The sequence below is a fragment of the Thiohalorhabdus sp. genome, assembly GCF_046545655.1.
Lineage (GTDB): Bacteria > Pseudomonadota > Gammaproteobacteria > Thiohalorhabdales > Thiohalorhabdaceae > Thiohalorhabdus.
Genome location: NZ_JBKGZG010000001.1, coordinates 101,671 through 117,285, shown reverse-complemented (window position 1 = coordinate 117,285; position 15,615 = coordinate 101,671). Strand labels below are relative to the sequence as shown.

17 protein-coding genes are annotated in these 15,615 nt (G+C 69.1%); 14 read left to right on the top strand and 3 right to left on the bottom strand.

What is annotated here, in order from left to right; all coding sequences use genetic code 11:
• Positions 1-33 precede the first annotated feature (33 nt).
• From eno to ftsB, 3 genes are read left to right on the top strand one after another with little or no spacing between them, the layout of a single operon-like run.
• Complete coding sequence (eno, locus tag ACLFRB_RS00610; RefSeq protein WP_411067048.1) at positions 34-1,317, top strand: phosphopyruvate hydratase; 1,284 nt, start codon at positions 34-36, stop codon at positions 1,315-1,317.
• 9 nt (positions 1,318-1,326) lie between these two features.
• Positions 1,327-1,605, top strand: coding sequence for a hypothetical protein (locus ACLFRB_RS00605; protein ID WP_411067047.1), 279 nt, complete (start codon positions 1,327-1,329; stop codon positions 1,603-1,605).
• Positions 1,606-1,632: 27 nt separating this feature from the next.
• Positions 1,633-1,953, top strand: coding sequence for a cell division protein FtsB (ftsB, locus tag ACLFRB_RS00600; RefSeq protein ID WP_411067046.1), 321 nt, complete (start codon positions 1,633-1,635; stop codon positions 1,951-1,953).
• 52 nt (positions 1,954-2,005) lie between these two features.
• Here ftsB and ACLFRB_RS00595 read toward each other — a convergent pair whose 3' ends face one another.
• Positions 2,006-2,311, bottom strand: coding sequence for a DUF4936 family protein (locus tag ACLFRB_RS00595; RefSeq protein ID WP_411067045.1), 306 nt, complete (start codon positions 2,309-2,311; stop codon positions 2,006-2,008).
• A complete protein-coding gene (locus ACLFRB_RS00590; protein ID WP_411067044.1) occupies positions 2,308-3,351 on the bottom strand; it encodes a YgfZ/GcvT domain-containing protein in 1,044 nt (347 codons plus the stop codon). The genes ACLFRB_RS00595 and ACLFRB_RS00590 overlap by 4 nt, the downstream gene beginning before the upstream one ends.
• 129 nt (positions 3,352-3,480) lie before the next feature.
• Here ACLFRB_RS00590 and sdhC point away from each other — a divergent pair, with 129 nt between their 5' ends.
• From sdhC to ACLFRB_RS00570, 4 genes are all read left to right on the top strand, one after another.
• Positions 3,481-3,873: a succinate dehydrogenase, cytochrome b556 subunit gene (gene sdhC, locus ACLFRB_RS00585; RefSeq protein WP_411067043.1), complete on the top strand. Its 393-nt coding sequence runs from the start codon at positions 3,481-3,483 to the stop codon at positions 3,871-3,873.
• A gap of 10 nt (positions 3,874-3,883) precedes the next feature.
• Positions 3,884-4,237: a succinate dehydrogenase, hydrophobic membrane anchor protein gene (gene sdhD, locus ACLFRB_RS00580; RefSeq protein WP_411067042.1), complete on the top strand. Its 354-nt coding sequence runs from the start codon at positions 3,884-3,886 to the stop codon at positions 4,235-4,237.
• Between the two features lies 1 nt (position 4,238).
• On the top strand, positions 4,239-6,029 hold the full coding sequence (gene sdhA / locus ACLFRB_RS00575) for a succinate dehydrogenase flavoprotein subunit (RefSeq protein ID WP_411067041.1): 1,791 nt from the start codon (positions 4,239-4,241) through the stop codon (positions 6,027-6,029).
• A 153-nt stretch (positions 6,030-6,182) separates the two neighbouring features.
• Entirely contained in the window at positions 6,183-6,875 is a 693-nt protein-coding gene (locus ACLFRB_RS00570; RefSeq protein WP_411067040.1) for a succinate dehydrogenase iron-sulfur subunit, read from the top strand.
• A gap of 12 nt (positions 6,876-6,887) precedes the next feature.
• On the opposite strand, the gene nadB is transcribed toward ACLFRB_RS00570, so the two are convergent.
• Positions 6,888-8,609 (bottom strand): L-aspartate oxidase, encoded by a 1,722-nt coding sequence (nadB, locus tag ACLFRB_RS00565; RefSeq protein ID WP_411067039.1) that lies wholly within the window; start codon positions 8,607-8,609, stop codon positions 6,888-6,890.
• A gap of 193 nt (positions 8,610-8,802) precedes the next feature.
• Between nadB and rpoE the strand changes: the two genes are divergently transcribed.
• The 7 genes from rpoE (at position 8,803) to lepB (ending at position 15,612) form a co-directional block, all read left to right on the top strand.
• Complete coding sequence (rpoE, locus tag ACLFRB_RS00560) at positions 8,803-9,393, top strand: RNA polymerase sigma factor RpoE (protein WP_411067038.1); 591 nt, start codon at positions 8,803-8,805, stop codon at positions 9,391-9,393.
• A gap of 3 nt (positions 9,394-9,396) precedes the next feature.
• Positions 9,397-9,996, top strand: a complete 600-nt coding sequence (locus ACLFRB_RS00555) for a sigma-E factor negative regulatory protein (RefSeq protein WP_411067037.1) — start codon at positions 9,397-9,399, stop codon at positions 9,994-9,996.
• A 35-nt stretch (positions 9,997-10,031) separates the two neighbouring features.
• Positions 10,032-10,973 (top strand): MucB/RseB C-terminal domain-containing protein, encoded by a 942-nt coding sequence (locus tag ACLFRB_RS00550; protein ID WP_411067036.1) that lies wholly within the window; start codon positions 10,032-10,034, stop codon positions 10,971-10,973.
• 3 nt (positions 10,974-10,976) lie between these two features.
• A complete protein-coding gene (locus ACLFRB_RS00545) occupies positions 10,977-11,471 on the top strand; it encodes a SoxR reducing system RseC family protein (protein ID WP_411067035.1) in 495 nt (164 codons plus the stop codon).
• Positions 11,472-11,532: 61 nt separating this feature from the next.
• Positions 11,533-12,936, top strand: a complete 1,404-nt coding sequence (locus tag ACLFRB_RS00540) for a DegQ family serine endoprotease (RefSeq protein ID WP_411067034.1) — start codon at positions 11,533-11,535, stop codon at positions 12,934-12,936.
• 106 nt (positions 12,937-13,042) lie between these two features.
• A complete protein-coding gene (gene lepA / locus ACLFRB_RS00535) occupies positions 13,043-14,845 on the top strand; it encodes a translation elongation factor 4 (RefSeq protein WP_411067033.1) in 1,803 nt (600 codons plus the stop codon).
• A complete protein-coding gene (lepB, locus tag ACLFRB_RS00530; RefSeq protein ID WP_411067032.1) occupies positions 14,842-15,612 on the top strand; it encodes a signal peptidase I in 771 nt (256 codons plus the stop codon). Before lepA ends, lepB begins: the two co-directional genes overlap by 4 nt.
• Positions 15,613-15,615: the final 3 nt, after the last annotated feature.

Sequence of the window (15,615 nt, the reverse complement as noted above, 5' to 3'; positions counted from 1 at the left end):
TCCTTTTTTCTAACTAACCCGGAGTGCATGCCCGTGAGTGCCATTGTCGAGGTTCGTGGTCGCGAGATCCTGGATTCCCGGGGCAACCCCACCGTGGAGGCCGAGGTCTGCCTGGAGAGCGGCGCGGTGGGCGTCGCCGGGGTGCCCAGCGGCGCCTCCACCGGGGAGCGCGAGGCCGTGGAGCTGCGGGATGGTGGGGACCGCTTCCTGGGCAAGGGGGTGCGTCAGGCGGTGGCCAATATCGAGACCGAGCTGCGCGAGGCGGTCCTGGGCCTGGAGGCCAGCGAGCAGCGCGCCATCGACCGGGCGCTTATCGATACCGACGGTACCGACAACAAGGGCCGCCTTGGGGCCAACGCCATCCTCGGGGTCTCCCTCGCCGTGGCCAAGGCTTCCGCCGCCGAGGCCGGCCTGCCCCTGTACCGCTACCTCGGCGGGGCCGGGGCGAGCGTGCTGCCGGTGCCCATGATGAATGTCATCAATGGCGGGGCGCACGCCGACAACGGCCTGGACTTCCAGGAATGCATGCTCATGCCCGTAGGCTTCGACCGCTTCTCCGAAGCCCTGCGCTGCGGCGTGGAGGTCTTCCACAGCCTCAAGAAGACGCTGGCGGATGCCGGCCATGTCACCGCCGTGGGTGACGAGGGCGGCTTCGCCCCCAACCTGCCCTCCAACCGCGCGGCCTTCGAGACGCTCATGGAGGCCATCGAAAAGGCCGGCTACCGGGCGGGCGAGGACGTGCTGCTGGCCATGGACGTGGCCGCTTCCGAGTTCCATACCGACCAGGGCTATGCCCTGACCGGGGAGGACAAGACCCTCTCCGGCGGCCAGATGCTCGAATTCCTGGAGGAGCTGGCCCGGGACTTTCCCATCGCCTCCATCGAGGACGGCATGGACGAGAACGACTGGGAGGGCTGGCGCGCCCTCACCGACCGGCTGGGCGGTTCCGTGCAGCTGGTGGGCGACGACCTGTTCGTCACCAACACCCGGATCCTCCAGCAAGGCATCGAGCGCGGGGTGGGCAACTCGATCCTCATCAAGGTGAACCAGATCGGCACCCTGTCGGAGACCCTGGAGGCCATCGAGCTGGCCAAGCGGGCGGGCTACACGGCGGTGGTCTCCCACCGCAGCGGCGAGACCGAGGACACCACCATCGCCGACATCGCCGTGGCCACCAACTGCGGGCAGATCAAGACCGGCTCCGCCTCGCGCAGCGACCGGGTGGCCAAGTACAACCGGCTGCTGCGCATCGAGGAGGAGCTGGGTCCCGACGGCCGCTTCCTCGGCGCGGCGGCCCTGCCCACCCGGCGCGGATAGTCCCGGTTCATGCTCCTGGAACCGGCGTGGGCGGTGGGCGTGGGCGGTGTGACGGGGGTCCTGGCGGGGGTGGTCTACTTCCGCGCCCTGCGCGCCGTGGCCGGGCGCCTGGCCCGGGAGGGCGCCGGGCGGGGAACGGTGGTGCTCGGGCTGGCCTGGCGGCTGGCCCTGGTGGTGGGGCTGGCGGCGGCGGTAACCTACATCGGGGGCACGCCGGGCACGGTGGCCATGCTGGTGGGCCTCGTCCTGGCCCGGGTGGTGGTGCCGCGCCGGTCCGAGGCGGCCTGAGCCGCGGCGGCCCGGAAGGGAGGAGCCATGCGGATCCTGCTCGCGGTCTTGGCGGCCCTCCTGGTGGTGCTCCAGTACAGCCTGTGGCTGGGGGACCGAAACCTGCGCGCCGTCTGGGAGCGGCGGGGCGAGGTGGAGGAGCTGAAGAAGGAGATCAGCCGCCTCGAGGCCCGCAACCGGCAGCTGCGGGCGGAGGTGGAAGACCTGCGCCGGGAGGGGGCGGCCATCGTCGAGCGGGCGCGGGAGGACCTGGGCATGATCCGGGAGGATGAGGTCTTCATCCGCATGGTGCGGCCCGAGGGCCAGGCCCCCGAGCCGGCAGGTGGGGAGGCGGACAGCGGCAAGTGATCGCCCGGTTCAGCCCCCGCCCTCCCCGCGCTCCCTCGCCAAGGCAGAGAGGCTACGCCCCCAACGCCGCACGCGGGAAGGCTTCCACATGGCGCCGCTCCCCCGTGGCGAGCCAGCCCTCCAGCCCCGAGCGTGCCACCGCGGCCTCCAGGACCGCTTCGAAGGCCTCCCGCTCCGCCTCCGCAACGGGCTCGTAGACTTCCATCCAGGTGCAACCATCCGGCGCCGGACCGTAGAGCCGCCCCCCCACGCCGGTTGCACGGTCCACCTCGGCGAAGACCTCCGCCCAGGGACCCTCCGGGGCGGACCCCGGTGCCAGCCGGTAGTAGACGAAATAGCCCCAGGCACGCCCGCTCAACCGGCATCCTCCGCCGCGGCGTAGGGGAGCGTCAGCACCTCCAGGCCGTCCTCCGCCCCCTCCGCGTACAGGTCCGCCCCGGCCGCCACCGTCTCGATGCGCAGCACCGCCAGGGCCTCCTGGCCGCCGCCGGGGCGGGGGGCGGCCTGCACGATGCGCCCCTGGGCCTGGTCCTGACCGCGGGCGTACACCGCCCGGCCCGCCTCGAGTCCGCCCTGGCCGGCCACCCGGTACAGGCGCCGCTTCAGGCGGCCCAGGTGCTTGGTGCGCGCCACCACCTCCTGGCCGGTGTAGCAGCCCTTGGTGTAGCTGATGCCGCCCAGGGGCTCCAGGTTGGCCTCCTGCGGGATGAAGGACTCGGATACCGCGGTCCCGAGGTCGGGGACGCCGGCGCGGATGCGGGCGAGCTCCCAGGCGGGCCGGCCCACGGGGCGGGCATGCGCCCGGGCGGCCTCCAGGGCATCCGGGGCGTGCTCGGGGGACACCAGGGCCAGGAAGGCCGGGATCGGGCCGGGGAGGGGCACCAGGGTCCCCGTCTCCCCGCGGGTCACCCGATCCGGCACCGCCTGCCCGGCGCCCACGGCCGCCAGGCCCGCCTGCTCCGCGCCCGCGCCGGACAGGCCGAGGCGGATCCAGTCCGCGCGGGCATCGTGCAGGGTCACGTCGGAGCGCAGGACGAACATGCGCAGGCGCTTGGTGAGCGGATCGAAGACGTCGTTGGGGAATTCCAGGGCGTAGCCGTCCTCGAAGGCGAACACCAGCATCCCCGCCAGGACCCGCCCCTTGGGGGAGAGGTGCGCGGCCAGCACCGGGGTGCCGTGCTCGGCGGGATGGACGTCGTTGGTAAGCTGGCCCTGCAGGAAGGACAGCACCTCGGTGCCCGTGGCAGTGAGCAGGCCGCGGTCGTCCAGCGGAGTGACCACGGTGGACCCGGCGTCCACCGCCTCCAGCTCCCCGGCCGGGTTGCCGAAATCGGGGATGCATGCTCCTTCCCAGCGGGCCCCCTGATCCTCCAGGGCCGTGCGCCATCGGGCGTCCATGGGCTTCCTTCCTTGGCCGGTGTCCGAATATTCCGATCGGGATTATGCCCCACGCCGCCGGAGCGGTCCAAGGTCCGGCGCGCCGGATTGTTCCCGCCGAGCGGGCTCTTCTATACTGGCGCCATGGCCATGAAGCCCTCCGACCCCTGGCATCGTCCGGTCTTCCTGCACCTCCTTCGCATCCGCTTCCCGGTGGGGGCGTGGGCGTCCATCCTGCACCGGATCACCGGGGTGATCCTGGTGGCCGCCGTGCCCGCGGCCCTCGCCCTGGTGGCGTATAGTGCCCGCTCCCCGGCCCACTTCCAGCAGGTGGGGAACTGGCTGGCCAGCGGCTGGGCCGGGGTGGGGATCGCCCTGGTGCTCGGGGCCCTGGCCCATCACGTCCTCGCCGGGCTCCGCCTCCTGCTCATGGAGGCGGGCCTGGGAGAGGGTCTGCCGGTGGCACGTAGCACGGCCTGGGCCAGCATGGTGGGGGCGGCCCTGGTGGTGGTCGTCTCCCTGGCCTTGTCCTGGATCCGGTAAGGAGCGCCCCATGGCGCGTACCCTGGGTGGAGCCCGCAGCGGGCTGGCGGCTTGGTGGTGGCAGCGGGTCACGGCCGTGTACCTGCTGGTCTTCCTAGCCGCGGGCCTGGGTGGGCTCCTGCTCGCGCCCCCGCAGGACTACGCCGAGTGGCGGGCCTTTCTGGCCGCGCCCGGGGTGCGGGTGGCGCTGATGCTGTTCGTGGTGGCCACGGCGGTCCACGCCTACGTGGGGGTGCGGGACGTTTTCATGGACTACGTGCCCCGCGGCGGGGTGCGGACCACGGCCTTCATCCTCTGGGCGGCGGCGGTGGCCGCCTTCGTGGCCTGGGGGATGGTCTGGGTAACCGGCCTGGGGGAGGCGTGACATGACCACGCGCGTGGTGCAGGGCAACATCCCGGTGCGGCAGTTCGACACCCTGGTCATCGGGGCCGGCGGGGCCGGGCTCCGCGCCGCCCTGCAGCTGTCCCGCGCCGAGGCCTCCACCGCGGTGCTTTCCAAGGTCTTCCCCACCCGCTCCCACACCGTGGCCGCCCAGGGCGGCATGAACGCGGCCCTCGGCAACATGCTGGAGGACCGCTGGATCTGGCACATGTACGACACGGTGAAGGGCAGCGACTACCTGGCCGACCAGGACGCCGTGGAGTACATGTGCCGCGCCGCCCGCCGCCTGGTGGTGGAGCTGGAGCACGAGGGCGTGCCCTTCTCCCGCAACGAGCGGGGCTACATCTACCAGCGCCCCTTCGGCGGCCAGAGCCGGGAGTTCGGCGGGGACCAGGCCGCTCGTACCTGCGCCGCCGCCGACCGCACCGGCCACGCCATTCTGCACTCCCTGTACCAGCAGAACATCCTGGCCGGAACCTACTTCTTCGACGAATACCTGGCCCTGGACCTGATCCGCGACGAGGAGGGCTGTGTGCTCGGCGCGGTGGCTATGGAGATCGCCAGCAGCGAGCTGGTGGTGATCCAGGCCAAGGCCACCCTGGTGGCCACCGGCGGGGCGGGGCGGATCTTTCGCACCAGCACCAACGCCGAGATCAACACCGGCGACGGCCTGGGGCTGGTGCTGCGGGCCGGGCTTCCGGTGGAGGACATGGAGTTCTTCCAGTTCCACCCCACCGGCATCGCCGGCGCGGGCGTGCTGATCACCGAGGGGGTCCGCGGCGAGGGGGGGTACCTCATCAACAGCGCGGGGGAGCGCTTCATGGAGCGTTACGCCCCCCACGCCAAAGACCTGGCCAGCCGCGACGTGGTGAGCCGGGCCATGGTGACCGAGGTGCGCGAGGGCCGCGGCTGCGGCCCGGAGGGCGACCACGTCCTGCTGAAGCTCGACCACCTGGGCGAGGAGCTCATCAGCCAGCGCCTGCCGGGCATCCGGGAGAGCGCCAAGCGCTTCGCCAAGGTGGACCCGGTCCACGAGCCCATCCCCGTGTACCCAACCAGCCATTTCACCATGGGCGGCATCCCCACCAACCGCTTCGGCGAGGTGGTGATCGGGCCCGACGGGGCCGATCACGACGAGGCAGTGCCCGGGCTGTACGCCATCGGCGAGTGCGCCTGCGTCTCCGTGCACGGGGCCAACCGCCTGGGCGGCAACTCCCTGCTGGACATCGTGGTGTTCGGGCGGGCGGCCGGTAACCGCATCCAGGAGTACCTGGCTCGCAACCGCTATCACCGGCCCCTGCCCGCGGATGCCGCCGAGCCGGCGCGGGCCCGTTTGGCACGGTTCGACGAATCGTCCTCGGGGGGCGAATCACCGGGCACCCTGCGGCGGCAGCTGCAGGCCCTGCTGGAGCAGCATTTCGGCGTGTTCCGGGACCCCCGGGACATGGAGGCCGGCCTGGAGCGCCTGGAGGAGCTCGGGGAGCGTATCGAGGCCATGGACATGGGCGATCGCGGCTCGGTATTCAATACCGCCCGGGTGGAGGCCCTGGAGCTGCAGAACATGTACCAGGCGGGCCTGGCCACCGCCTATTCCGCCCGCGCCCGGACGGAGAGCCGGGGTGCCCACCTGCGCGCCGACTACCCGGAGCGGGATGACAGCCAATGGCTGAAGCACTCCCTGTTCTACCTGGATGGGCGGCGCCTGGCCTACAAGCCGGTGCGACTGCAGCCGCTCACCGTGGACTCCTTCCCGCCCAAGGAGCGGGTGTACTGACAGGCAGCAGGTGGCTGGGAGCTGGAAAATGCCCTCGGCGGGGAATTCCCGGAGCACCAAGCGGTCTATACAAGGTTGCCGTCACGTACGGGCCGTCTGCCACGCGCTTGTGGGATCTTTCCGAGGTTGCCATCACCCCACACGGGGGAGCTCATGCGTTTCAGCATCTACCGCTATGACCCGGAGCGCGACCAAGAGCCGCGCATGCAGGAGTACCAGATTGACCCCCCCGGGCCCATGCTCCTGGATGCCCTGGAGGCCCTCAAGGAGCAAAAAGACCCCACGCTGACCTTCCGGCGCTCCTGCCGGGAAGGGGTATGCGGCTCAGACGCCGTGAACATCAACGGCCGCAACGGCCTGGCATGCATCACCCCGTTGGCGGATCTGAAGGAGCCGGTCACCCTCCGTCCCCTGCCAGGACAGCCCGTGATCCGCGACCTGGTGGTGGACCTGGCCCAGTTCTATGCCCAGTACCGGGCGGTTCAGCCCTACCTCCAGAACGAGGAGCCGAAGCCGGAGCACGAACGCCTCCAGAGCCCCGCGGAGCGTGCCGAGCTGGATGGCCTCTACGAGTGTATCCTGTGCGCCTGCTGCACCACGGCCTGTCCGTCCTTCTGGTGGAACCCGGAGCGCTTCCTGGGGCCGGCGGCCCTGCTGCAGGCCCAGCGGTTCATCGCGGACAGCCGGGATACGGCGGCGGAGGAGCGGCTGAGCGAGCTGGACGACGTGTTCAAGCTGTACCGCTGCCGAACCATCATGAACTGCACCGAGGTCTGCCCCAAGGGGTTGAGCCCCTCGACCGCCATCGCGGAGATTAAGCGGGCCCTGTTCCGGCGGGAAACCTGAGCGTGGCCGGGCTCAGCCCTCCCCGGCGTCCCGGCGCGGGGACGAGGGGGCCGAGCCCGGGTCCCCGGGTAGAGGCACGTCCTCGGTGCGGTCGTGGCCGTCGGCGGTCCGGTACACCACCGTGTCCCAGGGCGGGCGGCTGGTGTCAGGGGCGGGGTAATCCTGGTTGTAATGCAGCCCCCGGCTCTCGCGGCGGGAGCGGGCGGAGCGGATGATCAGGTCCGCCACCAGGGCCAGATGGCGGAGCTCGATGAGGTCCTGGGTGACCGTGAAGCGGGCGTAGTATTCCTCCACCTCGCCCAGGAGCATGTCCAGGCGGCGCTTGGCGCGCTCCAGGCGCTTGTCCGTGCGCACGATCCCCATGTAGTCCCACATGAACTGGCGCAGCTCCGCCCAGTCGTGGGCAACCACCACCTGCTCGTTGGACTCGGTAACCCGGCTGGTGTCCCAGCTGGGGATCTCCGGGATGCGTGCCGTATCCTTCGCCAACAGCTCGCGGATGGCCACCTGGGCGGAGTCCGCCAGCACCAGCCCCTCCAGGAGGGAGTTGCTGGCCAGCCGGTTGGCGCCGTGGAGGCCGGTGTGGGCGGTCTCGCCGGCGGCGAACAGCCCCTCCACGTCCGTATGGCCCTCCAGGTCGGTGACGATTCCCCCGCAGGTGTAGTGGGCGGCGGGCACCACCGGGATGGGCTCGGAGGCCATGTCGATGCCGTACTCCAGGAGCTTGGCCCGGATGGTGGGGAAGTGGCGCTCAAGGAAATCCCGGGGCTGGTGGGTGATGTCCAGGTAGACGCAGTCGGCCCCTGTGCGCTTCATCTCGTAGTCGATGGCGCGGGCGACGATGTCCCGCGGCGCCAGCTCGGCGCGCTCGTCGTGCCGGGTCATGAAGCGGTCGCCGTCGGCCAGGCGCAGGATGCCGCCTTCCCCCCGGACCGCCTCCGAGATCAGAAACGTCTTGGCCTCGGGGTGGTAGAGGCAAGTGGGATGGAACTGGATGAACTCCATGTTGGCCACCCGGCACCCGGCCCGGTAGGCCATGGCGATGCCGTCGCCGGTGGCCACGTCGGGGTTGGTGGTGTAGAGGTACACCTTGCCGGCCCCGCCGGTGGCGAGCAGCGTGGCCCGGGCCCCGAAGGTCCGCACCCGGCCGCTGGGCACGTGAAGGGCGTAGGCCCCCCAGCAGCGGTCCCTTTCCGGGGATTCCCGGCCCAGCTTGGCGGCGGTGATGAGCTGGATCGCCACGTGCTGGTCCAGAAGGCGTATGTTGGGATGGGCCTGCGCCTCCTCCAGCAGGGTGGTCTCCACGGCCCGGCCGGTGGCATCGGCGGCGTGGATGATGCGCCGGTGGCTGTGCCCCCCCTCGCGGGTCAAGTGGAAGCCGGCCAGGGGCCCTTCCTCGCCCGGCTCCCGGGTGAAAGGGACGCCCATGTGGATGAGGCGCTGGATGGCCTCCGGACCGTGGCGGACCACGTACTCCACCGTTTCCGGGTGGCACAGTCCGGCCCCGGCCTCCAGGGTATCGGCGATGTGGTGGTCGAAGGAGTCTTGGGGGTCGAGGACTGCGGCGATGCCGCCCTGGGCGTACAGGGTGGCGGATTCTCCGGCCGAGCCCTTCGTGAGGACCGTGACCTGGTGGTCGTCCGCCAGGGCCAGGGCCGCCGAGAGCCCGGCGATGCCCCCGCCGATAATCAGGATATCGCTCGGAATGCTGCTTGGGTGCTCTGCCATGGCCATCAAGGTACGCTAAGGGTCCATGCAGGCCAAGCGCGTGGCGGTTAGCCCCGCTGGGGAGGGGAGCGCAGGTCTGCTAATATGACCAATTTCGGCGGGAGTCCGCCGATGGGCATGGAAACTCCCCGACGCGGCCGGTGTCTTACCAAGCATTCCGCCGGCTTCCGTCCCCCAGTCCGGGAAGCGCGAAGCGAAAATGGGCGATCGTCAAACCGATCAGCAGCTGGTTGAGCGGGTAAAAAACGGCGAGCAGAAGGCGTTCGATCTGCTGGTGCGCAAATACCAGCATAAAGTATATGGTCTAGTGAGCCGGTTCATCTCCGATCCTGCGGCGGTGGAGGATGTGGTACAGGAGAGCTTCATCAAGGCCTATCGCTCCCTGGACCGGTTTCGGGGCGATAGCGCCTTCTACACTTGGCTCTACCGGATCGCGGTGAACACCGCCAAGAATTACCTCGTGGCCAAGGGGCGCAGGCCCCCGGACGCGGATATCGACGCCAGCGACGCGGAGCAGATGAGTGGGGCCGAGGTGATGCGCGAGGTGGGCACTCCCGAGGATGTCGCGCTGTCCAAGGAGATGAGCGAAAAGGTCCTGCAGGTGATTGAGGAGCTCCCATCCGACCTGCGCACGGCGTTGACGCTACGCGAGATTGACGGCTTGACCTACGAGGAGATCGCCAAGGTCATGGACTGTCCTATCGGGACCGTCCGCTCCCGGATCTTCCGGGCCCGGGAGGCCGTCAATAACGCCCTTGAAGCTCTGTCTCGGGAAAAGGAGGAGCAATAGCCGATGGGGTCCTGTGACTTTGAAGCCGTTTCCGCAATGGTGGACGGTGAGCTGAGCGAGAACGAGTGCGACGCGGTGATCGAGCATTTGAATCAATGTCGGGACTGCTGCCGCCTGTTTGAGCGGTTCCACACCACCCGGACCTTGATGCGCGGCGAAGGCGAGATCATCGTCCCCGAGGGGTTCTGTGAGCGCGTGGCCGCTGCCATCGCCGAGGAGGCCCCCGTCAACGGACGGGAGGAGGGGAGCACAGCGGGCCGCCCCGGATCCGGCCGCGGGGCCTTCCCCGCCCAATGGGGCTGGTTGGCCACTGCCGCCAGCGTGGCCGGGGTGGCGGTGGCTGGGGCAATGCTATGGTCCCAGACCGCCACAGGGCCCACTCCCGGTTCCGAACCGCCCTCCACCCTGGCCGAATCCGGTGAAAAATCTTCCGAGCCCGCCGAGCCCGCCGAGCCCTCCGAGCTGCAGACCGCCTCCGAAGCCTCCGACACCGACAAGAGCATGGCGACCATCCAGCGGTACCTGCCCGAGCACTCCAGTCTGGTCCCGAGCGGTCCCGAGGCCCGGTTCCAGCGGACGAGTCTCGAGGTCAACGAGCGCTGATGGTGCGGTTATCCCTCCTTCCCCATTTTGCTGTCTTGCTGGCGGCTGTCGCCGTTTCCAGCGCCGAGGCCCGGGAAGACCTGGAAGCCCAGGTGGAGCGCATGATCCAGGCGGCCCGTGGCATGACCTACGAGGGCATCCTGGTCCACGGGACCTCCGTGGGGGTGGAGTCCATGCGGTTGTACCACCGGGGGGAGTCCGACGGCGGGTTCCGGGAGCGGCTGGTGATGCTGACCGGTCCCGCGCGGGAGCTGGTGCGCGAGGCGGACGGGATCAAGCGCTACCACCCCGAGGTCGGCCAGGTAATCTCCGGGCCTCGGCGGAGTGGCACGGCCATCTTCAATCTGGCGGAGAAGGATCTCCAGCGGGTCCGTGATCACTACCGGCTGAAGGCGGGTCCCAGCGGGCGCGTGGCCGGCCGGGAGGCCCGGGCCGTGGAGTTCCGGGCGGAAGACGGCCAGCGCTTCACCTACCGGGTCTGGCGCGACGAGGCCACGGATCTGCCGTTGCAGACGGAGGTGATGTCCAAGGACGGCAAGGTCATGGAGACTTTCACCTTCGCCGCCGTTTCTCCCGACGGTGTCCTGGATGATGGGGACCTACAGCTGAATGTGCCCGAAGACGCCCGCAAGCTGGAGCGCCGGGAGCTCGGCCAGGAGGAGCACCCTCCCATCCTGGAAGGCATGGAGCTCCCTCCTGGGTTCCGCTTGGACGCGCGCTTCGAGGTCCCCGGGAAGGAAGGGGGAACCCATTTCTTCTACACCGATGGCCTGGCGACCCTGTCCCTGTTCCTGGAGCAGGTGGAGGGCGAGTCTCGGCAGGGCAGCAAGGTTGGGGAAATCCTCCAGCGCGGGGCCCTGCATGCGTGCTCCGTGAACAATGAGCGCTACCGCGTGACGCTCTTGGGCGAGCTTCCGGGCCCTGCCCTCCGGAAGATCGCCACTAGCCTCACCAAGCCGGCCGATGAGGAGTCCTGAACGGTGATCGAGGCCGAGGCCACCGTGGTCGCCGTGAACGGCGAGGAGGTGGAGGTGGAGGCCGCCACCGGGGGCGGGGGATGCGGGAGCTGCCACTCGGCCGGGGGCTGCGGTGGCGGACGCACCATCCTGGGTACGCGTCCGGGGGTCGCGACCCGGCTGCGGGTCGCCCCAGACCTAGCCGTGCGGCCGGGGGAGCGCGTCGTCGTTGGTCTGCCCGAGGGTGGCTTTCTGCGCGCCTCGGTGGCGCTCTATCTCGTGCCCCTACTGGGCATGTTTGGTGGCGCGGGTCTGGCCGAAGGCCTGCTCGGTCGGTTCATCTCCGGGGGGGCTCCGGAGGTTCTGACCCTCGTGGCGGGTCTGGCCGGACTGGGGGGCGGGTTCCTGTGGCAGCGCGGCTCCGGCCGGCGGCTGGCCAACGACCCCTCCCGACGCCCCCGCATCCTCCGGCGCGCCCTCGGAGGCCAGCAGCCATCCACCTGCCGTCCCCTGTCGTAACCGGGCGCCGATGCCTGAGTCCTTGTCCAAACCGCCTCTGAACCAGGGGAGAATGCCTTTGATGCAACGCCAGAGCTCAAGAGGGATGGCCGCAGGGGGCTTTTTCCTTCTTTATCTCCTGCTGGCGGTCCCGGCCACCGCACCGGCCCAGCAGGACGGGCTCCCGGACTTTACGTCCATTGTGGAAGACCAGGGGAAGGCGGTGGTGAACATCAGCACCACCCAGAAGGTGCAGGGCGGGGGGCGGCCCGACCTTCCGCCGCAGTTCGAGGGCACCCCCTTCGAGGAATTTTTCGAGCGCTTCTTCGGGGACCTGCCCCGGCGGGAGCACGAGACCCAATCCCTGGGCTCCGGCTTCATCATCTCCCAAGACGGCTACATCGTTACCAATGCGCACGTGATCAAGAACGCCACCGAGATCGTCGTCCAGCTCACCAACCGCCAGCAGCATCAGGCCGAGGTGGTGGGAAAGGACGAGACCCTTGACGTGGCCCTCCTCAAGGTGGACGCCGAGGATCTGCCCACCGTGGAGGCGGGGGATCCCGAGGCGCTGAGCGTGGGCGAGTGGGTGGTGGCCATCGGCTCGCCCTTCGGGTTCGAGAACAGCGTCACAGCCGGGATCGTCAGCGCCAAGGGGCGCAGCCTGCCCACCGACAACTACGTCAACTTCATCCAGACCGACGTGGCCGTGAATCCGGGTAACTCCGGTGGGCCGCTTTTCAACCTGGACGGTGAGGTGGTAGGGATCAACGCCCAGATCTTTTCGCAGTCCGGCGGCTTCATGGGCCTGTCCTTCGCCATTCCCATCGACGTGGCCATGGACGCGGTGGAGCAGATCCAGGAGCATGGTAAGGTTCAGCGCGGCTGGCTGGGCGTCTATATACAGGATGTCTCGCCGGATCTGGCCGAGTCCTTCGGCATGGACAAACCGGTGGGAGCCCTGGTGGCCCGCGTGGTGGAGGACAGCCCCGCGGCAGAGAGCGGCCTGCGGTCGGGGGACGTGATCGTCGAGGTGAACGGCGAGGAGGTCCGGACCTCCGGGGGGCTGCCGCCCAAGATTGGGCGCCTTCGGCCCGGCTCTGATGCCTCCCTTACGGTGGTGCGCGACGGGGAGCGCCAGGAGATCGAGGTGGCCGTGGGCTCGCAGGACCGGGCCCGGCGGGCTGCCGAGGAGGAGCATCCGGAGGAGGTGCTCGGCATGCGAGTGCGTCCGGTGGCCGAAGAGGACCGGGGCGATCTGGGCCTCCCGGAAGGGCAGGGTGTGCAGGTAGCCCGCGTGACCGGGGAGCCGGCCCGATCGGCCGGGGTGCGCCGGGGGGACATCATCCTGAAGCTGGGCAACCGCACGGTAGAGGATCCGGCGAGCATGGCACGGCTCGCTGCCGATCTGCCCTCCGGGCGGGTGGTGCCCATGCTGGTGCGGCGCGGGCAGGGGGCGCTGTTCCTGCCGATCCGGATCCCCTGAGCCGCCATACCGGGAAGGCCAACTGGGGATGGGTGCCGATGGAGTGGCGCCCATCCCCTACGTTTGTTCAGGCCGCTGGCCCGCACAGGAACCAGGCGGAGGACCGTTGAAGCTCGACAACATTCGCAACTTCTCCATCATTGCCCACATCGATCACGGCAAGTCCACGTTGGCTGACCGCTTCATCCAGGAGTGCGGGGGACTCGCCGACCGGGAGATGGCCGACCAGGTCCTGGACGGGATGGACCTGGAGCGGGAGCGCGGCATCACGATCAAGGCGCAGAGCGTGCGGCTGCTCTACACCGCCGATGACGGGGAGACCTACACCCTCAACCTCATCGATACCCCGGGACACGTGGACTTCTCTTACGAGGTGTCGCGTTCGCTGGTGGCCTGCGAGGGCGCCTTGCTGGTGGTGGATGCCTCCCAGGGGGTGGAGGCCCAGAGCGTGGCCAACACCTACCAGGCGGTGGAGTATGACCTCGAGGTGATTCCCGTCCTCAACAAGATCGACCTGCCCAGCGCGGAGCCGGAACGGGTGAAGGGGGAGATCGAGGAGGTGATCGGCATCGAGGCGGAGGACGCCGTGGAAGCCAGCGCCAAGGAGGGCATCGGCATCCGCGAGATCCTGGAGCGCCTGGTGCGGGACGTGCCACCGCCGCAAGGGGATCCCGGGGGGGCCGCCAAGGCCCTGGTGGTGGACTCCTGGTACGACAAATACCAGGGGGCCGTGGCCCTGGTGCGGGTCATGGACGGCTCCATCCGCAAGGGCCAGCGCATCCAGATGATGGCCACCGGGCGGACCTTTACGGTGAGCACGGTGGGGGTGATGACCCCCAAGCCGGTGGAGCTGGACAGCCTGGAGGCCGGCGGAGTGGGCTTCGTCATCGCCGGGATCAAGGACGTGGACGGCGCCAAGGTGGGCGACACCATCACCGACGCCGAGCGTCCCGCCCCGGAGCCCCTGCCTGGATTCCAGGAGGTCAAGCCGCAGGTCTTCGCCGGCCTCTATCCCACCGAGTCCGACCAGTACGAGGAGCTGCGCGACGCCCTGGCCAAGCTCCGGCTCAACGATTCCAGCCTGCAGTACGAGCCGGAGACCTCCCACGCCCTGGGCTTCGGCTTCCGCTGTGGCTTTCTCGGAAAGCTCCACATGGAGATCATCCAGGAGCGCCTGGAGCGGGAGTACGACCTCGATCTGATCACCACCGCGCCGACGGTGGTGTACCTGGTCCACACCCACGCCGGCGAGACCGTGCGGGTGGAAAACCCGGCGGAGCTGCCCGAGGCGGGCGAGATCGAGTCCATCGAGGAGCCCTTCATGCTTGCCAACATCCTGGTGCCGCAGAGCCAGGTGGGCGAGGTGATCCGGCTGGCGGAGGAAAAGCGGGGCCGGCAGAAGAACCTGCACTACACCAATGCCGGGCAGGTGATGGTGACCTACGAGCTGCCCATGAACGAGGTGGTCACGGACTTCTTCGAGCGGCTCAAGTCCATGACCTCGGGCTACGCCTCCATCGACTACGAGCTCAGCGGCTACCAGGCCTCGGACCTGGTGCGCCTGGACATCCTGGTGAACGAGGACCGGGTGGACGCGTTGTCCCTGATCGTCCACCGCGACCAGGCCTACTACCGCGGCCGGGAGCTGGCCAAGAAGCTCAAGGAGATGATCCCGCGGCAGATGTTCGACATCGCCATCCAGGCCTCCCTGGGCTCCCGGGTGATCGCGCGAGAGACGGTGAAGGCCCTGCGTAAGAATGTGACGGCCAAGTGCTACGGCGGCGACGTGACCCGCAAGCGCAAGCTCATGGAAAAGCAGAAGGAAGGGAAGAAGCGCATGAAGCAGGTGGGCTCGGTAACCATTCCGCAGGAGGCATTCCTGGCGGCCCTGTCGGTGGATGAAGAATGAATTTCACTCTCCTGCTTGTGGTCCTGCTTCTGGCCACGGGGGCGGTGTGGCTGGGCGGGTGGCTCTTCCAGCGCCTGCGTGGGCGGGGTGGGGAAGGGCACCCGGTGGTGGTGGAGTACGCCCGTTCCCTGTTCCCCGTGATCCTGGTGGTGCTGTTGATCCGCTCCTTCGTGGTGGAGCCCTTCAAGATCCCCTCGGGATCCATGCTGCCCACCTTGCGGATCGGCGACTTCATCCTGGTGAACAAGTTCGAGTACGGTCTGCGACTGCCCCTGGCGGGCTACAAGCTCACCGAGGGTAGCGCTCCCGAGCGCGGGGATGTGATCGTCTTCCAGTTCCCGGAGGATCGGGGCGTGGACTACATCAAGCGCATTGTTGCCGTGCCCGGGGACCGGCTGGAGTTCCGGGATGACACCCTGGTGGTCAATGGCGAGCCGGTGCCCCGTACGGCCGACGGCCGCTTCTCCTATCGGGAGCCGCGTGAGGGAACGGTGCACGCGAATCGCTTCGAGGAGCGCACCGACGAGCACCGGTACCATGTGCTCTATACCGAGAACCGCCAGGGACGCAGCATTAACGAGCCCATCCGCGTTCCGGAAGGCCAGTATTTCGTGATGGGTGACAACCGGGACAACAGCAATGACAGCCGCTTTTGGGGCACGGTCCCGGAGCGGAACATCCTCGGAAAGGCCTTCATGATCTGGTGGTCCTGGGACGGGCAAGAGAATGCTCCGCGCTGGGGCCGTCTGGGGGATTGGGTCGAGTAGTGC